The sequence below is a fragment of the Leptothoe sp. ISB3NOV94-8A genome, assembly GCF_043421595.1.
GTDB classification, from domain to species: Bacteria; Cyanobacteriota; Cyanobacteriia; order Phormidesmidales; family Phormidesmidaceae; genus Leptothoe; species Leptothoe turfae.
This window is the reverse complement of the sequence record NZ_JAXSQW010000001.1, coordinates 3,364,108-3,385,168: the sequence shown is the minus strand read 5'-3', so window position 1 is coordinate 3,385,168 and position 21,061 is coordinate 3,364,108. Positions and strand designations below refer to the sequence as shown.

The following is a 21,061-nucleotide window of genomic DNA, read 5'->3' as shown; positions in this document are numbered from 1 at the left end:
AGTAAACTGATCGTACTATAGGACATAGACTAGTCGGTTGGGTAGGCTAGTTGCAGCCGGAGTGACTTCCCTGCTCTGGCTGCTGTAACACACACTGTGCTTGGGGGTTGTTGTTGGAGAGAGCAGCCAAACACTCAGAGATCGATCGCCTGTTGCGACTGCGCTAATGTACGCAGCTTATGGACCATCCAGTTCAGCGACCAGGTTAAGTCTGAATGCCTGTAGCCTTCTTTGATCCTGATCAGCTTTTCGACTTCTAGCCAGTTGGCAACCAATTGCAGCTGTTCCGAGCTGAGGGACTGCACCAAAGTCTGTTCGATTGAATTAGGCTGCTGCTCAAGCATATGAAACCACGATCTACTGCCATGGCCATATCCTAGGCAAAGCTGCCCGCAGTTTCCTGAGGCTGAGGACCCAACCCACATAGGACTTTGGACACAAAAAACGCCCAGCGTGAACCGGGCGTTGACACTGTAGATGGTAAATGACTGTCATACTATAGGACGTATAGCGGGTTACTTTGGGTAGCCTAGGCTACGTAGCCAGGGGTGTCACCGCGCTCTGGCTGCATGTTACGCATTTCGCCTGGGGGTTGACTGGCTCCCAGGTTTTTTGTGGGTGGGGTGGGGGTTAGCCTTTTTCGCTGTCGTCAGTGGACTGGTTGCGATCTCGCACCTTTTTATAAACTTCAGGCTTGGTGTACTTCTCAAATTGCACCGCCAGGCCATCCAAAAAACAATCTCTATATAAGTCGCCCTTGCTAAGCCCCTGATCGTTGGCGAGTGCGTCTGCTTTGGTATTTCTGAGCTTTAGTGGTTTTTACAGGTTTAACTTTTGGTGCAGGAGCAGGTGAAACGTCTGGTGGCTGAGTCAGTTGCTGTTTTAACCCATCACCTAAAATCTCTTTCTCAGTTGCCCTTACATCCTCATCCCGTAAGTTCAGCTGACGCTTTAGCTCCTCCAGTTCCTCAATCGCCTCATCATCCAACGGATAGGCAAACTCTTTTTCTGCGATCAGCGCCTGTTTATAAGTTTCCAAATGCTTAGCCTTTTCCCGATAAGGCTTTAACACCTCTTCTAAAATTGCAGCCGCATCCTCATCAGAAACCCTCAGTCGAATTTGTTGCTGTTTTAAATTCGCAAGGGCTGCAGGGCGAATTCGACCGTTTCTCACCTTGCGCTGTACCTGTTTCCGATAGCGCTGTAAACTATCCACCTGTATTTTGGCGATAGCAATTTTTGTCCCGTCCAAACCATTAAAAATTGCAGGCTCCATGGCTGGTGCAGCTGCTTTTACCTGGGTTTGCACATAGCTATGTAAATCCTTGATATAAATCCGCTCCTGTTCATCGGAGGCTGCACCGCCGGTTCTAATCCCGTCTACCAAATAACGGGTATACACCGACAAATCTTCACCCTCTTGCTCCAGAGCATAGCGAGTAGATTTCGATGCCGTCATTACACACCAGCCTTTACCCCCCAGCTGGGTCTCCACATCAATGCTATTATCGTCCATCTCCGTAATGCCCTCGGCAAAGGCGGAGGCAAAGCAACAATCTAAAATCACCACCTTACGCTGAGCATACGAGCCACGAATCACCCGTTTAACAAAGTCTGCTGCAACAGCTGTACCAGGGTTTAGGCTGCCACTCTTAAATAGCTGAGTTTGTGTTGTTGATAGATAAAAGTTGCCAGACATATCCTTAATGCCATGGCCCGTAAAATAAAACAACACCAGGTCATTTTTAGACAGCTGACCAAACACCTCACCAATGCGAGCCTGCATCGTTCCCACATCCGGATTAATCAGCGGCACCACCTGATCAAAGCCACCAATCTCAGGATTTTCCAGCAATTCTTGCATTGCATTCACACCATTAGCCGGACATCGCAATGGCTTTAGCCCATTGCCATACTCCCCAACACCAATCAGCAATGCAATTTTTCTAGCCATTCACCCAGCAGTCAGCACCTTCCAGTTCTTTCAGCCCTAAACCAGCCAATTCCCCACTGTTTTGATTAACTATCCTGTAGTTTCTGCGCCGCTGCAACCAGTTTTTCAAGCGTCTCATCAAAGTTATCCGGGCGGACATTCTTCGCCCCAATGCTGGCTTTCTTCCCATCGACTTCCAGGGTAAACTCAATCGGCTTACCAGGTAGCCGTTCATAAGCATCCTGACACACCTGCTTAATCCCCTCAACGGTTATTTTTGCTGTCAAAACACTCCACAGCCAGTTAGCACCCATGCCCCCGTCGGGCATCTCCGGGTCCGCCACCCGCTGCACATCTTCCACCTCATCTAACGCCCGCAGTTCCTAAAACACCGTTTGGGTTAGCGTTTCCTGCTGCTCTTCGGGCATATCACTATTTGCCTCACGCCAGTCAATCGTCAGCAAAATCGTATCAGCCATAGCGGGGTATCTTGGTTGCCACCGCAGTATTCTAGCCAAATCAAAAGCCGCTATTCAGATTTGTAGCATTACCTTAATAGAATCAACGTACTCGCCATTGCTTTATCAGCTTTGCGCCATAATAATAACGACAAAAGGTAGTCATTATGATTGCAGTTCCCGCTGGTTTTAGTCCTCAAGAATACCTGGCCCTGGAGCACGAAAACGCGATTCGCCACGAATATCGCCAGGGCCTGGTTTATGCCATGGCAGGCGGCAGCGATGACCATAGCCGCATTGCCATTAACTTTCTCACTGCCCTAAACCTGCACCTGCGCGATGGCACTTGCCAATTCTTTTCCGGTGACGTCAAAGTCAACTATGCCGATGCCTTTTTCTATTACCCAGATGCCTTTGTTACCTGCGATCCAAGAGACCGAGAAGATCGCTATGTAAAACGCCATCCCAAATTAATCACTGAAGTCTTATCCCCCTCTACCACCGACTTCGACCGAGGTGATAAATTCAAAGACTACGCCCTAATAGCTTCCTTAGAAGACTACGTCTTGATTGACCAAGACATCATGCAAGTCGAATGCCGTCATCGCATAGGCGAGCAATGGAAAACCACCATTTATACCATCGGAGAACAGATTACCCTCAAAAGCATTAACCTGGAGCTGTCCATTGAAGAACTCTATCGAGGCACCAGTGTTGTCTGATTAATCCGTATGGCGTACCTTGAGCGAAATCATAGGTGTACCTTGAGCGAAGTCGAAAGGTACGTTGGCAGGAAACATAAAACTGCAAACCTTCACCCTAATCATTGCCGATAATAATATTGAGAGTCGCAACTACATAATCAACAAACTCTTCCGGCAATCTCTCCCCCGTAGGCTTCCACCAACGCTTACTCAGATCTAACGTCCGAACCTGCTCAGCAATAATAGATCCCTGAATTTTGTAACCTTCAGGGATAGTAATCATCGTCTTAATCTCGGGCCTAATCGTGCTCGTAATCGGAGAAACAATCACAATTCCTTTTCTCGCCTGATTAAACTGAGTACGGCTAAGCACCAAACAAGGACGAGCATTACCCGTTTGCTCACGCCCCGTAGTCGGATTTAGATTAACGCAAAGAATATTACCCCGCTGAATATCCATAATTGCTACACCACATTAAAATTCATACCCCCCAATTCCTGTAGGGGCACTCCCTTGTGGATGCCCCGCGATACCATTGACCATTTGCCAAGACTCTGATCAAATCAATTCTTGTCCCGTAGGCTCACCACCTATAAAATCAACCACATCGTCAGGATAAGCAAAATCATCAGGAATACTGGCAAGCAAAATATCTAAACTAGGCGGGCTACTCTTTTTCTTGATCACCAACGTATTATCCACCTCAAGAACCTCCAAGGTAGAGTTTTCATCCAGACCAAGGCGGGTGACCAGCTGATGAGGAATTCGAAACCCCAAACTATTGCCCCATTTTTTAAGCTGAATTTCCATAGCGTAAAACACTTTATAATTATACTTTGTATAATAGTAGCTCGACTAATCAAAATTAGACCATAGCCATAGCGCTACAATAACTAACGCTGTCGCCGCTCCCAACCATGGCCGCTCAACCGTCGGGAAAAAAATACCAGGGTCAATCCTCCCTTCTTTCCAAACAACTGCTGGCCTTTTACCGGCGGGTAAGCCAATCCACCCTGACTGTTGTCGATGTCGAAACCACTGGCTCTGTCGCCTACAAGTCCAACGTCATCGAAGTTTCCGTCATCAAAGCCAATCTGACCGACGGCATCCTCCAGCAAGAAACGTCCCTAATTAACCCCACCGGTAAGGTGCCGCCTTTCATTACCAAAATTACCGGCATTACCACCGCCATGGTCAGCAAGGCCCCCTACCCTGAGGAAGTATGGGCCGACTACGAACACCTACTGCGCCAGGATGTGCTCACTGCCCATAATCTGGACTTTGACTACGGATTTCTCCAATCCGAATATAAGCGTTTAGACGTTCACTATTATCGTCCCCCCAGCCATCGCTTTTGCACCGTCTTACTGTCCCGGCTATTGCTGGCAGATTTACCCTCCCGCAGTCTGCCCAATTTAGTCAAACATTTTAATTTTGATGTGGGTACGTCTCACCGGGCGAAAGCCGATACTAAAGCCTGCTGGCTCCTGGCCGAGATATTGTTGACCCTGATTCAGCAAGAATCTGAAGAGAAAATCTTAGGGCTATTTCGTCAACAATGGATTCGTCTCCAAGATGCGGCGGTGATTTTGGGGAAACGCAAAAAAGATGCGTTGGATTTGCTAATTAAGGCAGGACTGGAACATCGTTTATCTAAACGTCAGCAGCAGCCCCTGTTTCGTCGCGGTGATGTGGAAGATGTGTTCTATGCTCAACAGGGTGAACAATTGTCGATGTTAGAAGAATCTTGAAAATCAAGCTAAGGCATTCTCTCGTAAACATTTAAACTAAATCTGTCTAATTCCATGGTGCCCACAAGTTCTTGGTTGCCTACGGGCTGATAGTCAATGCTCAAGAGTTGTTCAACATCTTGCCGAATCTTTGTGGTCTCTGCTGGGTCTTTTGGTGCTTGCCATACAGGTCTCGCCGCTTCTAGCCATACAACTCTTTCATAGGTCTCATTACCATCAGCGAGAACCGTCTCTAATGACTCAGGTAGCATCGCTGGGTGGGTCGCTAACAGGTTTATAGATGTGTCGTTTGGCAAGTAATACACCAGCCGTAAAACATGGCCCCATGCCTTAGAATTCATGGCAATTAAGGTGGAATCTGAAGCTGTTGCTGTCGCAGCGATTTGTTGAAATACTTGACGATTACGGCCAGCCATATCGCCGACATTGAGGCCAAGATACATAACTAAGATGGTTAGCAGAACTAGCTTTTGCCAGGTGTTAGGTAGATTTAGTAACCAGGCCGTAACCATCAGCAACAGACCTGGCAAAATGAAAATAGCGCTGCGCCCAAACCCCCAGGCTAAGGTGGACTTGCCTGATAAGATGTCGGACCCTAGCATCAGCAATAGGGGTAAGCACCCTAATATAAGAATTGTGATCAGTAATGCGGGAGACTCTTGCCTCAATAAACGCCATAGGTGCCAGATAATCCCAGCTAACAAAAAGATGGCGACGACGCCCATGGCTAAAACAATAGCTATGGGTAAACTGGTTGCCCAGTCTCCCACAATCAGTTGAATACCTAGAACTTCAAGTAAACCTTGAATATGCTGGGTGATGGTTTCTACTAAAGTACTTTTAGTGGAAAATCGATTGAGGTCTACATTTCTGAGCTGTTGCGGCAGACCCCAATAGGCCCAGGGGATTGCTAAACAAAGGGCACCGAGTCCGCACAGTCCATACTGCCACCAGCGTTTACGGTCTTGGATGAGAATCACGCAGCCCAGGGCCATAAACCATAGGGCTGAGAGATAATAGGTCAGAACTCCCGCTGTTACCGACAGTGTTAGTAATAGATACCATCCGCATCGTGCCGGGCGAGATAAACACTGATTGCAGAGCTGTAGCGCTGCCCAACCGCCCAGGGTAACCCACAACACTGTTGGGCAATACATGCGCACATTTAAAGAATGAAACCAAAAAAATGGGTTTAAACCCAACAGGGCTGCTAATATCAGACCTCCTCGATGGTTAAAGAGGGCTTTGCCCATGCCATAGGCTCCTAAAATTGCGCCCAGGCTCAACAACAGATTGAGGCTGCGTACACCGATTTCCTGTGTGCCTGTCAGGGGTAGCCACAGGTACTGAGATAAAAAGAAAAGCGGGGGATGGGGTTCGCGCCCGACTAACCCTTGTAATAGGGGTTTAATGGCTTTGATGAAATCACTGGCACCACTGAAAGGTGGCAGCTGTAGCAGATTGCCATAATCGGCCAGTGCAATGGGGATATCGGGCGGGTTGCTATAGCCGGTGCGCTGGGAGGTGGATAGCAGCAATGATAAGACTTCGTCGTACCAGAATTCTCGCGCACCCACGTACATAACTCGAATCAGACATGCGATCGCAATGGCCGCCATCAATATCCATTCAATCCGTATCTGTTGGCTTAAACCCGTCAGTCTACGAAGAGAATTAGTTTCTGAAGACATAGGACTCTGTGACACAGGAAGTCTCCTTCAAGGGGTCCGATTCTGATTGTTGGTTGAGCTGTTAGCTGGGACGGTTGGCACTGCCTTGGGCACTGCCCGTCGCCTTCGATACCAGGTGGCTCCACCCACCAGCATGCCAATTAAGGTCAACGCTATCACTAGAGGCACCAGATCTCCAGTTTGGGAAAGTGTGAGGCCAGAGCTGCCCAACAGCACAAAGGGTAATACCCCTGGTAGTGTGCCCAAGGTTGTTCCGACCACATAGTCTTTCCAGCTAATGGATGTAAGACCTGCAGCAAAATTTACCAAACCATAGGGAATGACTGGCAGCAGTCTAATGGAGAATATGTAAACCATGCCACCATGGCGAATTTCGGCATCAAGGGTTTGCCAGTAACCAGCCAGTCGTTTTTCCACCAGCTCTCGCCCCACGGTGCGGGTAAAGCCGAAGGCGACCATGGCGGCTATCAACGCTCCAATGGTTGTCCATAGCGAGCCTAACCAGGGACCAAACAACGCTCCCCCCGCCAGGTTGAGCACAGTAGACGGCAATATCAATACCGTTGCCACCGTGTAGATCACGATGTAAAAAATAGGTCCCCACAGGCCTGCCCGGTCGAGGCTGGTTTGTAGCCACACAGGATCTATACCTCCTAGGGAGAATATGGCAACCCCAGTTGCGGCAATGCAGACTAGGGCCATGATTAAAACCAGGCGTTTGAAGTTAGCCATTGATCGCCCATCTATGGTTTTCTAACCCCGTGGCCAATTGTAGCGACGTTCCATGGAACGTCGCTACAATTGGCCACGGGAAATATTCAGGGTTTATTTTATTTGCTCTCCATAGAACTCCCGTACTAAATATAGGGGGCGCTGTTTAACTTCCTCATATACGCGACCTAGATACTCGCCAATAATGCCGAGGCTAACTAACTGAATGCCCCCCAGAAACAAAATTGCCACCATGAGCGATGCATAGCCCGGTACATCAATGCCTAGCACCAGGGTGCGGATGACTAAAAACGATGCATAGACAAAGGAGATAACAGAAATCATCACCCCCAGGTAGCCCCATATCCTCAGAGGTGTGGAGCTAAAGGACACAATGCCATCAATGGCAAAGTTCCAGAGTTTCCAATAGTTCCACTTACTGTTGCCGCTGTGGCGCGGGTCACGGTCGTAAGTAATATACGTTTGCTTGTAGCCCACCCAGGCAAATAACCCTTTCATAAATCGAGTACGCTCGGATAGCTGTTTGAGGGCATCTACAACCTTACGGTCCATGAGCCGAAAATCCCCGGTGTCTTGAGGGATGGGCACCTGGCTCATTTTGCCGATGACTCGATAAAACCCATTGGCTGAGAATTTCTTCAGCCAGGTTTCTCCCTGGCGATGGCGGCGTTTTGCATAGACAACGTCATATCCTTCTCGCCACTTTTCCATCAGGTCCTGAATGTACTCGGGAGGATCTTGCAAATCGGCATCGATGGGGACTACGGCCTTGCCTTTGCTATAGTCAATGCCCGCAGTGAGGGCGAGTTCTTTGCCAAAGTTACGGGCTAGGGCCACAACTTTAATGGCAGGGTTACGGTGATGGTGATCAATCAATCGCAGCAGGGTATTATCCTTGCTGCCATCATCAACACAGACAATTTCGTAATTTGTCCCTAAGCCATGGACGACATGCTCTAGCCGTGCAAACAAATGGTCGACGTTAGACTCTTCGCAGTAAAGCGGGACAATAATTGATAGCTCGGGGCATAGCTCGGGGCTTGGTAGCTCAGGCGGTAGCTTGGAAGATCGCTCCGACACTGTGACGGAATTCATGGAAACTACGCCAGACGCACTCTGAGTGTGGGGCATGGGCATTGCTGCAATGGCATAGAAGCTAGTATAGTCCTCGGCATGGCTTCTGCTATCAATGTGCCATGGCAGCAAGCAGGCACTAGCTACTGTTTACAGTGCCGCTGTTTAATCATCGCTAATCTTTGATATAAGCCTTGGGTGTCAGCCCAGCCGACAAACCCAGCAAAGCGACAACGCTGTTGAGCATCGGCTAGAAAAACATGGTGAATGCTCAGGGGATGACGCCAGATGCGCAGGGAGAACCCATGGGTTAAGGTAGCCCAGATAGTAGACCGATTAAAATTGCGGTGGTGGGCGTCAGTGATGCCAGGGATTGCTTGCATCTGGGCGATAATGGTGTCTTCTAACGGATCCTCTGGCACAGTTGGAGCCTTGGGCAGTATGCTCCAAAAATTTTGGATGGCTGTGGTGACGTCGGGATGGTCTTTGGTATTGTCGTGGCGAATTCCTTGGAGCTGGGTGTAGTGGGCATGGCGAAACTGAGAACACTGCAGGGGAACTGTGCCATCGCTGCCACCATCGTAATCGCTGGCAATGGTTTGCATTGGGATGTGACGGGCCAGATTTTCAGCCATTTGACGGCGGTCAGTGCCTAAATCTCTAGCGATGCCAATACCCCATCGGAATGGGTCAAAAATGCGCCCCAGGTCAGCACCTCCAACCGGTGAACTCACCAGGCTGACTGAACTGACGTGAGACCACCATTCGGGATGGCGCTCGAGCAACTCTAGCCAAATTAATCCGCCCATGGAGTGACCAACAATGCGCCAGGGACGGTTGGGGTGGTGCTGATGGGTTGCGATCGCAACTTGTTCTACTTGAGCAATCAGTGGGTCAATCCGCCACCAGGTTTTAATTAACCCTAGATTAGGTGCGATTACCTCTGTGTTTGGATCGGCTAAGGAGAGCCCCAATCGATGAATACGACGATGGGTATCGTGCCAACCGTGTTGGACAAAAAGAATAAACGGCAAAGATTGAGTATCCACCATGGCTTAACCCCATCTTGTAACGATTTTCAGTCAAACGATATCTCTGGTTCCAAACAGAGCAGAGTCCGCCTCAGCCACTGATCCCCAATCCCAATAAGGCTTGGGGGCCAGCAAATGCGCTGGAATTGTAATTAAGCCAACACTCAGATTCAATATCTATCCCTGAGGTATGCTAGTTGCGGAGCGCAAGTTAATATATACGTCACATTTTTAGCAAAGACTCTATTACGTTGTTGCCAATCTTACTGGATGGTTCTGTTATGACATTTGTCGATTGTGCCACTTAAGCCACATCCCAGCTGATACATAACATGTTCGCTGCTAGGAAACTCTGATTCTAGATGGACAGGTGTCCTACATCTTCAACACATACAGCGATTTAGCAACGCATTAACACCTTTGAGGACGTCTACGTGTTACAAACTTTTATTGCCGATTTTAAAGTGGTTTTTGAGCGGGACCCAGCTGCCCGTAATGCACTGGAAGTTCTGTTTTGCTATCCGGGCCTGCATGCTTTATTGCTTTATCGCCTATCCCATAATCTGTGGAAGTTGGGACTACCGTTTCTACCGAGGTTTGTATCCCATGTAGCGCGTCTGATCACGGGTATTGAGATTCATCCAGGAGCCACCATTGGCTGCGGCGTCTTTATTGACCATGGTATGGGTGTGGTCATTGGTGAAACAGCTATCGTGGGAGATTACTCTCTGATTTATCAAGGAGTCACCCTGGGAGGAACCGGTAAAGAAACCGGCAAGCGTCACCCCACCCTAGGTACCCAGGTCGTCGTGGGGGCAGGTGCTAAGGTGCTTGGCAATATTCAAATTGGTAATAATGTTCGGGTGGGTGCTGGTTCTGTAGTGCTCAGGAATGTTCCTTCTGGTTGCACGGTGGTGGGTGTGCCTGGGCGTGTTGTACACCGCTCTTCTAACCGTCCCGGCCCCTTGGAACATGGTCAGCTACCTGACTCTGAGGCTGCTGTTATTCGCACCTTAGTCGATCGGATTGAAACCCTAGAGCGTCAGATCGCTCAACTACAGCAGCCGCCCAAAGCTCCAGCTTTGCCAGTGACTATGCTGTCGAGCGCTGCTCAGCCGAACGACCAAGATGAGGGTGACTGTTGTCGGCTAAAGGATCGCGCCATCGAAGAGTTTTTAGACGGCTGCCCTAAGGGCTAGTGGGTCAGACCTTTCATTGTCCAAGGCTCACGCTGCCATTACTTAAGGATTAACTGCCTGGACTGTCCATTCTCCTGCCCCTCGTTCATAGATATGTCGATCTTGGGGATGGCCGCGTAGGGCTAAATGGTCAACATGTTCAGGGGTTAACAACAGTACAGAGAAACTATCGGTTGGGTGTTCCATGGATACAGTCGTTGGTTCAAATGCGTTTGCGTTTGATCTGTTTTGCCCTGGCTGGGGCCAATAAAACTGTTGGCGGGCCTGATCGGACATTGTCTGCCAGGCCGTTTGGCGTAAATCTCCTGGATCGTTGTCTGGGCCAATCAGTGTGAGTTGACCTGCCAAACGAAATTGTTCGCGAGTCACGGTGAAATACCAGCATGCTTCGGCCCAGGGATTCATTTGTATTTGCTGGACTTTCTCACTACGCCCATCGGTGACCATTTGTAGGGCTTCTTCAACAAATCCCCGAAAAACTACGGTACGATTAGAGGGTTTACCCTCTGTATTAATGGTTGCTAGCTGTAAATACCGACAATCTGCTCGCGCACGATTGCGATGAAGAGCTCGAGCTAAGGCGGGTCGCCATGGGGCTAGCGTCATAGTAGATGTGTGGATTCGTTGGCAAGATTTACAGCGATTATTCGTTTGTGCCATTGCTTAGTAGGCGGCACAATAATGATTGTTAGGTAATTATTCATACCTGTAGGTACATTGATTAGAACAAACTCTCGGCATAGTATCGAATAAAGCCGGTACACTCAAATCGATGGCCAGGGGGCCGGTTAGAAAGAATAAATTAACAGAAAGACGTATGAAAGGAGATAGCCTGTAGGGCCATGACTGCCACTGTATTTCTCATACTGGGGATAGTTTTCCTGGTGGTTGGAGCAGATTTTTTAGTTAGGGGAGCTTCCAACCTGGCGGCTATGGTGCGCATCTCTCCTCTGGTGATTGGTTTGACAGTTGTTGCCTTTGGCACCAGTGCGCCAGAGCTTGCTGTGAGCTTGCACGCTTCATTTAATGATCAGACGCAGCTGGCTGTAGGGAATGTGGTTGGCAGTAATATCTGCAATGTGTTGCTGATTTTAGGAGCCTCTGCCCTGGTTGCCCCTCTAGTCGTTGCCCAGCAGCTAATCCGCCTGGATGTACCGATTATGATCGGGGTATCCGGTCTGGTTTTTTTGTTTAGCCTGGATGGATTTATTGACACATCTGACGGTGTTGTCTTGGTGTTAGGTGGTCTCAGCTATACGTTTTTTCTGCTTTTTCAAAGTCGTCGTGAGCAGAACCCTGAGGTTCAGGATGAGTATGCCCAAGAGTACGGTCCTCGAGAATTTGCCTGGTCTAAGGTTGGTATAGAATTCCTGGCTTTTTTGGGAGGGATGGCTTGTTTGGTGGTGGGTTCACAGCTCTTAGTAAGGGGGGCTGTGACCATTGCCGAGGCCCTGGAGGTGAATCCCATCATCATTGGTTTAACGATTGTGGCCTTTGGGACGTCGTTGCCTGAGCTGGCTACATCGATTGTGGCGAGTTTGCGCGGAGAGCGAGATATTGCCGTGGGTAATGTTGTGGGCAGTAATATTTTTAATATTTTGGTGGTGTTGGGCGTTACAAGTGCCTTATCCCCCAACGGTATTGCCATTGAGCCATCGGTTTTAGCCTTTGATATTCCAGTCATGATCGGAGTCGCGATCATGTGTTTCCCAATTTGTTTTAACGACAATTTGGTGAGTCGTTGGGAAGGGGTATTGCTGTTGGCTTATTATTTGGCCTACACCTTATATCTGGTGATGAAATCAACCGAGCATGGCAGCACTGTGATGTTTGGCTCTGCCCTCAAATATGTAATTGTGCCGCTGACAATTCTTGGTTTAATGGCAATTACGTTGCGATCGCGCATGAACTCTTCCAAATCAAAGGGCCTGTAGGAGTGTTATCACCAGATGGTCAACAATTATTTGTTAGCTAAATAATTTGCCAGAGCGGGATCTAAAGACTGGGCTAGCTGTAGTGGATCCACCCCTAGAACCGTGCGTTGTTGCTCAGCATAAAGACCCGCTTGCGCATGCCACCAGACTGCGCCTATAGCGGCCTCTAAAACAGCATCGGTCGAGTTTGCCGGGGTACTTTTCTGGCGTTGCCCACGGTTGACATCAGCTATTTTCTGAGCCATTAGCCCCCCCATTAAGCCTGTTAAAACGTCCCCACTGCCTCCCCGTGCCAGGGCTGGGGTGCTGTGGGGGTTAAGCCATAACCGATCGCCGCTGGCAATGGCCACCTTAGCGCCCTTAAGAACGACCGTCGTTCCAGTCTGCTGGGCTGCCTGAAGCGCACCATCATGACCGCTAATAAGTTCTGGGAAGAGTCGTCTAAATTCGCCGGGGTGTGGGGTGATCACAGTTGGTCCCAGGCGTTTTGTTAGTTGCTCAGCGGTGGTACTGTTGAGCCCATCGGCATCCAAGAGCAGGGGGGGAGAACTGGCCAAAATGTCAGATAGCCAGTCAACCTGAGCCAATCCAGGTCCGCAGGCGATGGTGTCATAGCGGTCCAGGTCTAACGGCGGCAGCGTGGCTATTTCACCTGTTGCTGTTTCCTCCGCTCCAATTACCAAGGCTCCTGGCAACTGGGCCACCATTGAGGGATGGATAGTCTCTGGCACAACCAGGGTCACCATGCCCACACCACTGGCCATGGCACCGTGACCCGTCAACAGTGCAGCCCCTGCATATTGTCTGGAGCCAGCAATGGCCAACAGTTGCCCCACAGTATACTTATGGGCCACAGGAGACCGTTGCAGGGGTAAGGTCCGCAGTGCCCGCCCAGGTGTTAAACGCTGTACCTTTGGTGTAACCCCCAGCACAGCTTCAATGTTTGCCAAAGGGATGTCGAAGTCAATCAACTCCGTATGTCCCAAATAAGGTTGAGCTATTTCCTGTAAGCAGGCACGTTTCCAGAGTCCCAGGCAGAGGGTAATGTCCGCTTTAACAGCTATTCCTAATGCTTCTCCACTGTCGGTGTGGATGCCAGACGGGAGATCAATGCTCACAACGGGCATATTACTGTGATTAATCCTGGTGATCGCTGTGGCGACCTCCTCGCTAATGGGGCGACTGAGGCCAAATCCAAACAGACCATCAAGCAGGCGACAGCGCTGGCCCAGGTTAGCCTCCAGTTCACTCCATGTTTGGTACCAGGGAATCCCTAAGCTACGACAGTAACGACCATGGTCCATGGTCAGCGGTTTGCATCGCTCAAAAGGACCGTAAATTTTTACCCCATAGCCTTGCAGGTGTAGCTCACGGGCCACCACCAAGGCATCGCCACCGTTGTGACCGGGGCCTACCAAAACCCCGACTTCATAAGAGCGGTCCCAGTGCTGTGCCCAATAGTCGGCAATGCGTCCCGCTACTTTTTCCATCAGGGCTGCCACGGGAAAGCCTGCATCAAAGAGCTGAGCCTCAATGGCCTGCATCTGTTTAGATGTAACGCAGAATGAATGGCGATGGGGGCTGCTGCCTTGTTTTTTCATTTCATCGGGATATGAAGGTTTCATGACTGTATGTCTTGAAGTGAATGTCTCAGTTTTTATTGTCTTGGTCATAGCCCCCGCCTGAGTTCAAACGCTAAAAGTGATGGCCAGTAATCACGTATTTGTGAATGGAGTGTTAGCCTAAGAATTGGCAATTTTGATGAGTGCGATCATCTATGGGTATCTATGGGTAAAGTTGTTGTAGGTCTGTCTGGGGGCGTAGATAGTTCGGTCGCTGCAGCCACATTGCACCAGCAAGGGCAAGATGTAATTGGCCTGACTCTATGGTTGATGAAAGGTAAAGGGCAATGCTGTTCTGAAGGGATGGTGGATGCTGCTCAGCTCTGTGAAGAGCTGGATATCCCTTATCACGTTGTCGATACCCGTGAGCTGTTCGAAGAAAAAATCATCAACTATGTGGTTGAAGGTTACAGCCGAGGGGTAACGCCCTTACCCTGCTCCCAGTGCAACCGCAGCGTTAAGTTTGGCCCTATGTTGGATTATGCTCGCCAAGAACTGGGGGCAGATACCATTGCCACGGGCCACTATGCTCGGATTGCTTATAATAGCGATACAGGGCGCTACGAGCTGCGCCGTGCGGTTGATCGCAAGAAAGATCAGTCCTATTTTCTTTATGATTTAACCCAAGCACAGCTCAGTGCTACCCAGTTTCCCCTCGGTGAACAAACTAAAGTTCAAACGCGGGAAATGGCGACAAAATTAGGTCTTCACACAGCGGAAAAGCCTGAGAGTCAAGACTTATGCTTAATTGAACAGCATGGCTCTATGCAGGCTTTCTTGGATAAGTATCTAGCGCCTAAGACGGGGGATATTGTTGACACTAACGGCAACGTACTGGGTCAGCATACAGGTATTCATAATTACACTATCGGTCAGCGTAAAGGTTTGGGCATCGCTGCTCCAGCTCCTCTTTACGTAATTTCTTTGGACGTTGCTCGCAACCAGGTGGTTGTGGGAGAACGAGATAGTGTTCATCAGCCTTACTGCACTGTCGATCGGGTTAACTGGGTTTCGGTTCAAGCCCCTGACTCTCCCATGGCAGTGACAGTCCAGATTCGTTATCGTTCACCTGCGGTAGCTGCCACCGTGTTTCCCTTAGCAGATGGTTCTGTGAAGCTAGTCTTCAAAGAGCCTCAGTTTAGCGTGTCTCCGGGACAGGCTGCGGTATGGTACGACGATGATGATCGGGTGCTAGGCGGCGGTCTTATTCGACCGTTCGTTCCAGAAGATGAACATTAACGCAGTTTCTATAGAAGAAAAGAGGACGTTTTGACATTAACTAAAGATGGTATCGCCCCCCACGGCGGCACGCTGATCGATCGTTTAGTATCTGATGAGCAGAAAGCAGAATTTTTAAGTAAAGCTGATTTTTTGCCCCAGGTTACTTTAGATGATCGGGCTCTGTCGGACTTAGTCATGATCGCCATTGGTGGCTTTAGCCCTTTAACTGGGTTCATGGGCAAAGCCGACTACGAACCTGTAGTAACTGATATGCGTTTGGCTAATGGGCTGCCCTGGTCAGTACCTGTGACCCTCTCTGTTTCAGAAGAAGTCGCTACTCCCCTCAATGAGGGCATGTTGATTCGTCTTAACGATAAGACGGGTCGCTATGTTGGTGTACTTGAGCTGACTGAAAAGTATACCTACGATAAGAAAAAAGAGGCGATTAATGTTTATCGTACTGATGAGGATAAGCATCCTGGCGTCAAAGTTATCTATGAACAGGGAGCTGTTAATTTAGCTGGTCCTGTCTGGCTACTAGAGCGTGATCCTCATCCTTTATTCCCTAAGTACCAGATTGATCCAGCGGCTTCTCGCGCTATGTTTCGTGAGCGTGGCTGGAAGACCGTGGTTGGTTTTCAGACCCGTAACCCTATTCACCGGGCCCATGAGTACATTCAAAAATGTGCTCTAGAAACTGTGGATGGTCTGTTTTTGCATCCCCTGGTCGGTGCGACTAAAAAGGATGACATTCCAGCAGATGTCAGGATGCGGTGCTATGAAATCATGATGGACCGCTATTTTCCGCAAGATCGGGTAATTTTGGCAATTAATCCATCGGCTATGCGTTACGCTGGTCCTCGCGAGGCAATTTTCCACGCTTTAATTCGTAAGAATTATGGTTGTACTCACTTTATTGTGGGGCGTGATCATGCTGGAGTGGGTGATTACTACGGCACTTACGATGCTCAGCACATCTTTGATCAGTTTGAACCGGGTGAAATGGGAATTACACCTATGAAGTTTGAACATGCCTTCTACTGCACCCGTACAGGTACTATGGCAACTAGTAAGACTAGCCCCAGTAGTAAGGAAGAACGTATCCATCTATCGGGTACAAAGGTGCGCGAAATGTTGCGTCGTGGCGAGCTTCCCCCCCCGGAATTTTCTCGCCCAGAAGTGGCTGCTGAGTTGGCTCGTGCCATGCATGCCTAAAGCTAAAGCTAATGGAGTAATCGGGTCGTGAAGCGACGGGAGTTTTTGTCAGCGACAGGTGTCATCTTGGGAGCCTTTGGGCTCAGTCAGTCCCAGCTTCTAGGCTGGCAGCAGGCACTGGCAGATCCTTCCCGTCGCAAACTAGCCTTGCTCATTGGTATTAACCAATATCCCAATGGGGTTCTAGGAAAAGATGTGGACCCTTTCAAGGGCTGTCTGACAGATGTTGAACTGCAAAGACAGCTGTTGCTTTATCGTTTTGGATTTGATCCGAACAACATTGTTACGTTGGTGGATGCCCAAGCAACCCAGATCGGTATTCTAGATGCCCTCTATCAGCTGACTCAAACGTCGAATACTAGTGATTTTGTGGTTGTTCACTTCAGTGGTTGTGGTAGTCAGCTAGCCCTGGGCGAAAAACGCATTAAAACTTGGGTGCCTGTGGATGGCTATTTGCCTACAGCTGCTCAACCTCTGTCCAGGGATGTGCCAGTATCCTGGGTGAAGCAAATTTTGGCTAAGCTCAAAACTAAGCAAGTATTTACGGTGGTAGATGCTGGGTATAGTCAGCTTGATGAGATGTTGTCCAGTGGCTATCGTGTGCGTTCTCGCCGAGTAATACCGACGGTTGAGGATGTGTACTGTCCTCCGTTATCTATGGATGGTACGTCGGAGGTGGAAAAGCTGCAAATTGCGGCAGAGCCCTCATTTTTCCCTGGTGATTTGCTCATGGCTGCCCGTGATGGCCAGCCGGTGATTGAACGTCAGTGGTCTGATTTTGGAGCGGGCTTATTTACCTACGGTCTTACCCGTTATCTATGGGCCACCCAGCTACCGGCTAAGCTTTCGGCTGTTATGCGGGGGGCTCAAGAGTCCATTTTGCCTCTGGTGCCTAATCAGACACCTTATTGGACTACGCAAACCGCCGATGAGCATGCTGTTTATGGTGATGCAGATCTACCGTGTTTGGATGCGGTGATTATGTCTGTTGAAGGGCGTTCGGCCACGTTGTGGTTAGGTGGCTTACCGGCAGATGTGGTTCAGTGCAGCGAACGGTTGGGATTTGCTAGGCAGTTAGATAGTGATGAGCAGGTGGTGATGGTGCGATCGCAGACTGGTTTGTCTAGTCGCATCAAATTACCCGATGGGGAACCCTGGCCAGTGGGTCAGCCCCTATACGAAACAATGCGGGTTTTACCTAAAGATCTGCCCCTGGTTGTTGCTCTAGATTCCAGCCTGGAGAGAATTGAGCGTGTTGATGCCACCAGTGCCCTAGCTGCACTGTCCTTTGTCGATTCTACAGATGACATCCATCCGGCGGACTGTATGTTGGGCCAGGTTCGCTCAGAAATCGCAGATAGAGGCGATTTACCCACTATGCCAGTCGTGAGGCAGGGGTATGGGTTGTTCACCCCCACCCGTACCCTGGTGGTGGGTACCTTAGCCAAGCAAGACGAAGCAGTCAAAATGGCGGTGGCTCGTCTTTCGCCTAAGCTCAAAACCATGCTAGCTATGAAGCTGCTGCGGTTGAGTGACAATCAAACATCGTCCCATTTGGCGGTTCGGCTGAATCTGTTATTAGCAGGGGAGACTGAAAAACTCTTACTCCAGCATGAGACTCGTCAAGCCTCGGGTAGGGCTTCGAAAAGTCGTTTAGCTGATGCTGTCAGCCGTCAAAATCGCCCGGTGGAGTTTTCTAAGGGGGCTCAGCTACGTTACCAAGCCCTGAATTTTGGTTCAACTCCTGTATATGCTATGTTGTTGGCTTTTGACGCTAAGGATCGGATGCAGGCGTTTTTCCCCCCCAGTGATGGTCAACCCTATGCCATAGAGTCATTACAGACTGCTTTGACCTTATTGCCTGGAACATCGACCAGCCTGCCCACTCAGAATGCCTGGGTCGTTGATGATTCAGAAGGTAGGGTTGAAACCTATCTGGTCTGTAGTACCAATCCCTTGACTAACTGTTGGAAAGTATTGCTGTCCATGGCCAATACGGCCAGTAATCAGCGGGTGACCCTTGGCGATAATGCCCTGCCGCTGGTACAGGCTTTACTGGATGATATCAGTGGTGGTGAAGACGTCGATGATGATAGCTATACCTTAAGCGCAGCGCGTTGGGCAACAGTTGGGTGTCACTACAGCATTATTTAGTCGATGGCGGGTTGGGCAACGGTTGGGTGTCACTACAGCATTATTTAGTCGATGGCGGGTTGGGCAACGGTTGGGTGTCACTACAGCATTATTTAGTCGATGGCGGGTTGGGCAACAGTTTTGAATTGTGAGTTTAACGCCTAATCATTACCATTACTTTAGCTGGTGACTTCCGCTTCAGTTGAAGCCGCCTCGTTATTGCTAACTTCTTGGTTGGAGAAGCTAAAGGCACGAAAATGTTTGGCTTGTTCTTCGATACGACTGGCGATGCGATCGCAAACCAAGCTGCACAGCTGAAAACTCAGATCGTCAGATACCCGATAAAAAGACGATGTGCCTTCGGTTCGCCTAGTGAGGATGCCTGCCTGCATCATTACTTTCAGGTGTTTAGACACATTAGCCTGACTGGTTTCGGTAACATCAACCAGGTCCTGCACGCATTTCTCACCACTTCCCAGCAGATTCAAAATTTTGAGCCGCATGGGCTCGCTCAAAACGCTGAAGTAATCGGCCACCTGCTGAATAACTTCAGCGGAGATAGGTTCCATTGCGGGACCTCCAAGACCCTAGGGAAACAGACATATCTGCATACAGCATTTTTCAGTCTTCTGAGGTACAGTAGCAGCAATGAGTGAACCAGCTTCGAATATCGTCAAGAGAGACTTGAGAAAAGGCTGTCTCAATTGCATTTGCTAAGTCAGGGTAAGTTCTCGGTCCTAGTGTTCTGAGAATACTTTTGAGCTTAGACCAGCAGTTTTCGATAGGTGAGAAATCAGGTGAATAGGGAGGGAGGTAAATTAATCGAGCCTGTGCTGCTTCAATCAGGTCACGGATGGTTTGGTCGAGATGTACCGGACAGTTATCCATCACCACACAAGCACCTTTCCATAGTTTTGGAACTAACGTTTGGCTGATAAAGGCTTCAAAGGTCAGACCGTCCGTAGCGCCTAGCAGACTGTAGTCTGCAATCACACCATTCAGCCCAAGGGCACCAATAATAGAGACGTTCTTTCCACGTTTGCTGGGTTTGCTGCTGTAAGCACGCTTGCCCTTAGTCGACCGAGCTCTCAACCGGGTCATCGCTAAATTGACACCCGATTCGTCGATGAAAATAAGATCTTTCGCCAGAATTGTCTGGACTGTCTTCCAGAAATCTACCCGTTCCGTTTGGACTCGTTCGCTGGCTTTAACATCAGGGTAGAACGTTTTTTTTGACCGTTAGATTCATCTGCTTGAGCGTATTGTGCATTGTGGTTGTACCGACACGCACCCCCGTTTTCTCATGGATCTGATGGCAGAGTTCTGCCAACGTCGCATCATTGGTTGCTTCGACTAACTGAGCCAGAATGATTCGATGGTCGTCATTGAGTTTGGGTGGGGTTTGCTCCTCACGGACCTTGGGGGCAATTGAGCCCGTCTCTCGACGCTGCTTGAGCAGTTTTTGCACAAAACTTTTAGCGACACCAAATTGTTTAGCAAGACTACGTTGAGAGAGGTCACCTCGGTCATAGGCCTTGACAATCTTCTGACGTAAGTCCAATGAGTACGGCTTAGGCATCAGTTCTAATCATCTTAGGTACACTTAATTTATGATGACTAGCGTACCTCACCTGGATTGAAATTGCTATATCAAAACTTGATGGGTATTGTAACAATATATTCATCAATGGCAATAGAGTGATTTAGTTTTTCACTAAAAAAATAAAATTAGCTACGGCTACTGTTGAGCGTATGAAACGGGGGCAGGAGCTGCTTAGATCTAGGGAGAGGGGGTAGCCCTTCAGTCGACTTTATATTTTTCTCGTCGCGTAAAAAAGATTTTATAGATCTATTTAATTCCCTTATGCGGGAGAGTTTTCTAATTCTAGGCAACCATTTGCCACGGTTGTATCAGCGTTTTGGAATTATGAAAGAAGTATAGGGTTTCCCTCAGAACTCAAAACGACAGCGTTAGGATGAGATTACTTGAAGTCGTTGGATCTACCGCTTTTCTCTCGGTAAGCATATTGAAAAATCAATGATTAAATAAACATTGAAAATAGTTGTCCCAGACAATCTTTATAATTTATTTGGTTAGGCTGTTGACCATTTATTTGCGTCTGTAGCCATGGTTTTTAATCCGTCACTATGCTTTTGGTTTCCAGCTAACGTTAGTGATATTTAAGCTTTAGGGATCAATACTGGTTTTATCGTTAAGGAGTTGAGGGACCTTAAAATGCTGGTGATATGTTTTCTAGGCTTGTCAGAAGCTAAAGGTTCTGGGGCAAGCCCTGCTTAAAGAAACATGGTTTTTAGAAAACTATGTTCACTGTTTTTCACAACAGTATCAGCTTGGTTAAAT

Annotated in this window: 21 protein-coding genes; 8 read left to right on the top strand and 13 right to left on the bottom strand. The window is 48.9% G+C overall.

What is annotated here, in order from left to right; all coding sequences use genetic code 11:
* Positions 1–134: 134 nt before the first annotated feature.
* From SPB21_RS14340 to SPB21_RS14330, 3 genes are all read right to left on the bottom strand, one after another.
* Positions 135–344, bottom strand: coding sequence for a hypothetical protein (locus tag SPB21_RS14340; RefSeq protein WP_163665480.1), 210 nt, complete (start codon positions 342–344; stop codon positions 135–137).
* Positions 345–760: 416 nt separating this feature from the next.
* On the bottom strand, positions 761–1,954 hold the full coding sequence (locus SPB21_RS14335) for a caspase family protein (RefSeq protein WP_499866979.1): 1,194 nt from the start codon (positions 1,952–1,954) through the stop codon (positions 761–763).
* A gap of 65 nt (positions 1,955–2,019) precedes the next feature.
* Positions 2,020–2,295 (bottom strand): hypothetical protein, encoded by a 276-nt coding sequence (locus SPB21_RS14330; protein WP_499866978.1) that lies wholly within the window; start codon positions 2,293–2,295, stop codon positions 2,020–2,022.
* A 263-nt stretch (positions 2,296–2,558) separates the two neighbouring features.
* Between SPB21_RS14330 and SPB21_RS14325 the strand changes: the two genes are divergently transcribed.
* Entirely contained in the window at positions 2,559–3,113 is a 555-nt protein-coding gene (locus SPB21_RS14325; protein WP_499866977.1) for a Uma2 family endonuclease, read from the top strand.
* A 97-nt stretch (positions 3,114–3,210) separates the two neighbouring features.
* Here SPB21_RS14325 and SPB21_RS14320 read toward each other — a convergent pair whose 3' ends face one another.
* Together SPB21_RS14320 and SPB21_RS14315 are read right to left on the bottom strand one after the other, a co-directional pair.
* Positions 3,211–3,555 (bottom strand): type II toxin-antitoxin system PemK/MazF family toxin, encoded by a 345-nt coding sequence (locus SPB21_RS14320; protein WP_163702392.1) that lies wholly within the window; start codon positions 3,553–3,555, stop codon positions 3,211–3,213.
* Positions 3,556–3,654: 99 nt separating this feature from the next.
* Positions 3,655–3,906: an AbrB/MazE/SpoVT family DNA-binding domain-containing protein gene (locus SPB21_RS14315; RefSeq protein ID WP_163665472.1), complete on the bottom strand. Its 252-nt coding sequence runs from the start codon at positions 3,904–3,906 to the stop codon at positions 3,655–3,657.
* A 107-nt stretch (positions 3,907–4,013) separates the two neighbouring features.
* On the opposite strand from SPB21_RS14315, the gene SPB21_RS14310 reads away from it, so the two are divergent.
* Positions 4,014–4,847 (top strand): 3'-5' exonuclease, encoded by an 834-nt coding sequence (locus tag SPB21_RS14310; RefSeq protein ID WP_499866976.1) that lies wholly within the window; start codon positions 4,014–4,016, stop codon positions 4,845–4,847.
* 8 nt (positions 4,848–4,855) lie between these two features.
* On the opposite strand, the gene SPB21_RS14305 is transcribed toward SPB21_RS14310, so the two are convergent.
* The 4 genes from SPB21_RS14305 to SPB21_RS14290 form a co-directional block, all read right to left on the bottom strand.
* The gene (locus tag SPB21_RS14305; protein WP_499866975.1) at positions 4,856–6,553 is read right to left on the bottom strand and encodes a glycosyltransferase family 39 protein; all 1,698 of its coding nucleotides are present in this window, start codon (positions 6,551–6,553) and stop codon (positions 4,856–4,858) included.
* Positions 6,554–6,565: 12 nt separating this feature from the next.
* Positions 6,566–7,270: a TVP38/TMEM64 family protein gene (locus SPB21_RS14300; RefSeq protein ID WP_499866974.1), complete on the bottom strand. Its 705-nt coding sequence runs from the start codon at positions 7,268–7,270 to the stop codon at positions 6,566–6,568.
* Between the two features lie 93 nt (positions 7,271–7,363).
* Complete coding sequence (locus SPB21_RS14295; protein WP_250564992.1) at positions 7,364–8,365, bottom strand: glycosyltransferase family 2 protein; 1,002 nt, start codon at positions 8,363–8,365, stop codon at positions 7,364–7,366.
* Between the two features lie 122 nt (positions 8,366–8,487).
* Complete coding sequence (locus SPB21_RS14290) at positions 8,488–9,396, bottom strand: alpha/beta hydrolase (protein WP_499866973.1); 909 nt, start codon at positions 9,394–9,396, stop codon at positions 8,488–8,490.
* 413 nt (positions 9,397–9,809) lie between these two features.
* Here SPB21_RS14290 and cysE point away from each other — a divergent pair, with 413 nt between their 5' ends.
* Positions 9,810–10,574 (top strand): serine O-acetyltransferase, encoded by a 765-nt coding sequence (gene cysE, locus SPB21_RS14285; protein WP_163665462.1) that lies wholly within the window; start codon positions 9,810–9,812, stop codon positions 10,572–10,574.
* A gap of 42 nt (positions 10,575–10,616) precedes the next feature.
* On the opposite strand, the gene SPB21_RS14280 is transcribed toward cysE, so the two are convergent.
* The gene (locus SPB21_RS14280; protein WP_163665460.1) at positions 10,617–11,180 is read right to left on the bottom strand and encodes an Npun_F5749 family FMN-dependent PPOX-type flavoprotein; all 564 of its coding nucleotides are present in this window, start codon (positions 11,178–11,180) and stop codon (positions 10,617–10,619) included.
* Positions 11,181–11,416: 236 nt separating this feature from the next.
* Between SPB21_RS14280 and SPB21_RS14275 the strand changes: the two genes are divergently transcribed.
* A complete protein-coding gene (locus tag SPB21_RS14275; protein WP_163665458.1) occupies positions 11,417–12,508 on the top strand; it encodes a calcium/sodium antiporter in 1,092 nt (363 codons plus the stop codon).
* Between the two features lie 26 nt (positions 12,509–12,534).
* On the opposite strand, the gene SPB21_RS14270 is transcribed toward SPB21_RS14275, so the two are convergent.
* Positions 12,535–14,133 carry an NAD(P)H-hydrate dehydratase gene (locus SPB21_RS14270; RefSeq protein ID WP_499866972.1) on the bottom strand — a complete coding sequence of 533 codons (1,599 nt, stop codon included), beginning with the start codon at positions 14,131–14,133 and terminating at the stop codon, positions 12,535–12,537.
* 162 nt (positions 14,134–14,295) lie between these two features.
* Between SPB21_RS14270 and mnmA the strand changes: the two genes are divergently transcribed.
* Genes mnmA through SPB21_RS14250 form a run of 4 tightly spaced genes read left to right on the top strand, consistent with a single transcriptional unit; the run spans position 14,296 to position 18,851 of the window.
* Positions 14,296–15,369: a tRNA 2-thiouridine(34) synthase MnmA gene (gene mnmA, locus SPB21_RS14265; RefSeq protein ID WP_163698684.1), complete on the top strand. Its 1,074-nt coding sequence runs from the start codon at positions 14,296–14,298 to the stop codon at positions 15,367–15,369.
* Positions 15,370–15,399: 30 nt separating this feature from the next.
* Positions 15,400–16,566 carry a sulfate adenylyltransferase gene (sat, locus tag SPB21_RS14260; RefSeq protein ID WP_163665452.1) on the top strand — a complete coding sequence of 389 codons (1,167 nt, stop codon included), beginning with the start codon at positions 15,400–15,402 and terminating at the stop codon, positions 16,564–16,566.
* A 27-nt stretch (positions 16,567–16,593) separates the two neighbouring features.
* Entirely contained in the window at positions 16,594–18,720 is a 2,127-nt protein-coding gene (locus tag SPB21_RS14255) for a caspase family protein (RefSeq protein WP_499866970.1), read from the top strand.
* Positions 18,699–18,851, top strand: a complete 153-nt coding sequence (locus SPB21_RS14250) for a hypothetical protein (RefSeq protein ID WP_499866968.1) — start codon at positions 18,699–18,701, stop codon at positions 18,849–18,851. The genes SPB21_RS14255 and SPB21_RS14250 overlap by 22 nt, the downstream gene beginning before the upstream one ends.
* A gap of 27 nt (positions 18,852–18,878) precedes the next feature.
* Here the strand turns inward: SPB21_RS14250 and SPB21_RS14245 are convergent, their stop codons facing one another.
* Together SPB21_RS14245 and SPB21_RS14240 are read right to left on the bottom strand one after the other, a co-directional pair.
* Positions 18,879–19,268, bottom strand: a complete 390-nt coding sequence (locus SPB21_RS14245) for an ArsR/SmtB family transcription factor (protein ID WP_006515011.1) — start codon at positions 19,266–19,268, stop codon at positions 18,879–18,881.
* Positions 19,269–19,320: 52 nt separating this feature from the next.
* Positions 19,321–20,278 (bottom strand): IS630 family transposase gene (locus SPB21_RS14240; RefSeq protein ID WP_499865157.1). Its coding sequence is split into 2 segments (ribosomal slippage): positions 19,321–19,936 and positions 19,935–20,278, totalling 960 coding nucleotides; the frame shifts between segments, so codons are not numbered across the junction.
* Positions 20,279–21,061 lie beyond the last annotated feature (783 nt).

Excerpts from the sequence above, each read along its gene's own strand:
- SPB21_RS14340 (WP_163665480.1), bottom strand. The coding sequence starts at position 344 with ATGCTTGAGCAGCAGCCTAATTCAATCGAACAGACTTTGGTGCAGTCC.
- SPB21_RS14335 (WP_499866979.1), bottom strand. The coding sequence starts at position 1,954 with ATGGCTAGAAAAATTGCATTGCTGATTGGTGTTGGGGAGTATGGCAAT.
- SPB21_RS14325 (WP_499866977.1), top strand. The coding sequence starts at position 2,559 with ATGATTGCAGTTCCCGCTGGTTTTAGTCCTCAAGAATACCTGGCCCTG.
- SPB21_RS14320 (WP_163702392.1), bottom strand. The coding sequence starts at position 3,555 with ATGGATATTCAGCGGGGTAATATTCTTTGCGTTAATCTAAATCCGACT.
- SPB21_RS14315 (WP_163665472.1), bottom strand. The coding sequence starts at position 3,906 with ATGGAAATTCAGCTTAAAAAATGGGGCAATAGTTTGGGGTTTCGAATT.
- SPB21_RS14310 (WP_499866976.1), top strand. The coding sequence starts at position 4,014 with ATGGCCGCTCAACCGTCGGGAAAAAAATACCAGGGTCAATCCTCCCTT.
- SPB21_RS14300 (WP_499866974.1), bottom strand. The coding sequence starts at position 7,270 with ATGGCTAACTTCAAACGCCTGGTTTTAATCATGGCCCTAGTCTGCATT.
- SPB21_RS14295 (WP_250564992.1), bottom strand. The coding sequence starts at position 8,365 with ATGAATTCCGTCACAGTGTCGGAGCGATCTTCCAAGCTACCGCCTGAG.
- SPB21_RS14290 (WP_499866973.1), bottom strand. The coding sequence starts at position 9,396 with ATGGTGGATACTCAATCTTTGCCGTTTATTCTTTTTGTCCAACACGGT.
- SPB21_RS14280 (WP_163665460.1), bottom strand. The coding sequence starts at position 11,180 with ATGACGCTAGCCCCATGGCGACCCGCCTTAGCTCGAGCTCTTCATCGC.
- SPB21_RS14275 (WP_163665458.1), top strand. The coding sequence starts at position 11,417 with ATGACTGCCACTGTATTTCTCATACTGGGGATAGTTTTCCTGGTGGTT.
- SPB21_RS14270 (WP_499866972.1), bottom strand. The coding sequence starts at position 14,133 with ATGAAACCTTCATATCCCGATGAAATGAAAAAACAAGGCAGCAGCCCC.
- mnmA (WP_163698684.1), top strand. The coding sequence starts at position 14,296 with ATGGGTAAAGTTGTTGTAGGTCTGTCTGGGGGCGTAGATAGTTCGGTC.
- SPB21_RS14245 (WP_006515011.1), bottom strand. The coding sequence starts at position 19,268 with ATGGAACCTATCTCCGCTGAAGTTATTCAGCAGGTGGCCGATTACTTC.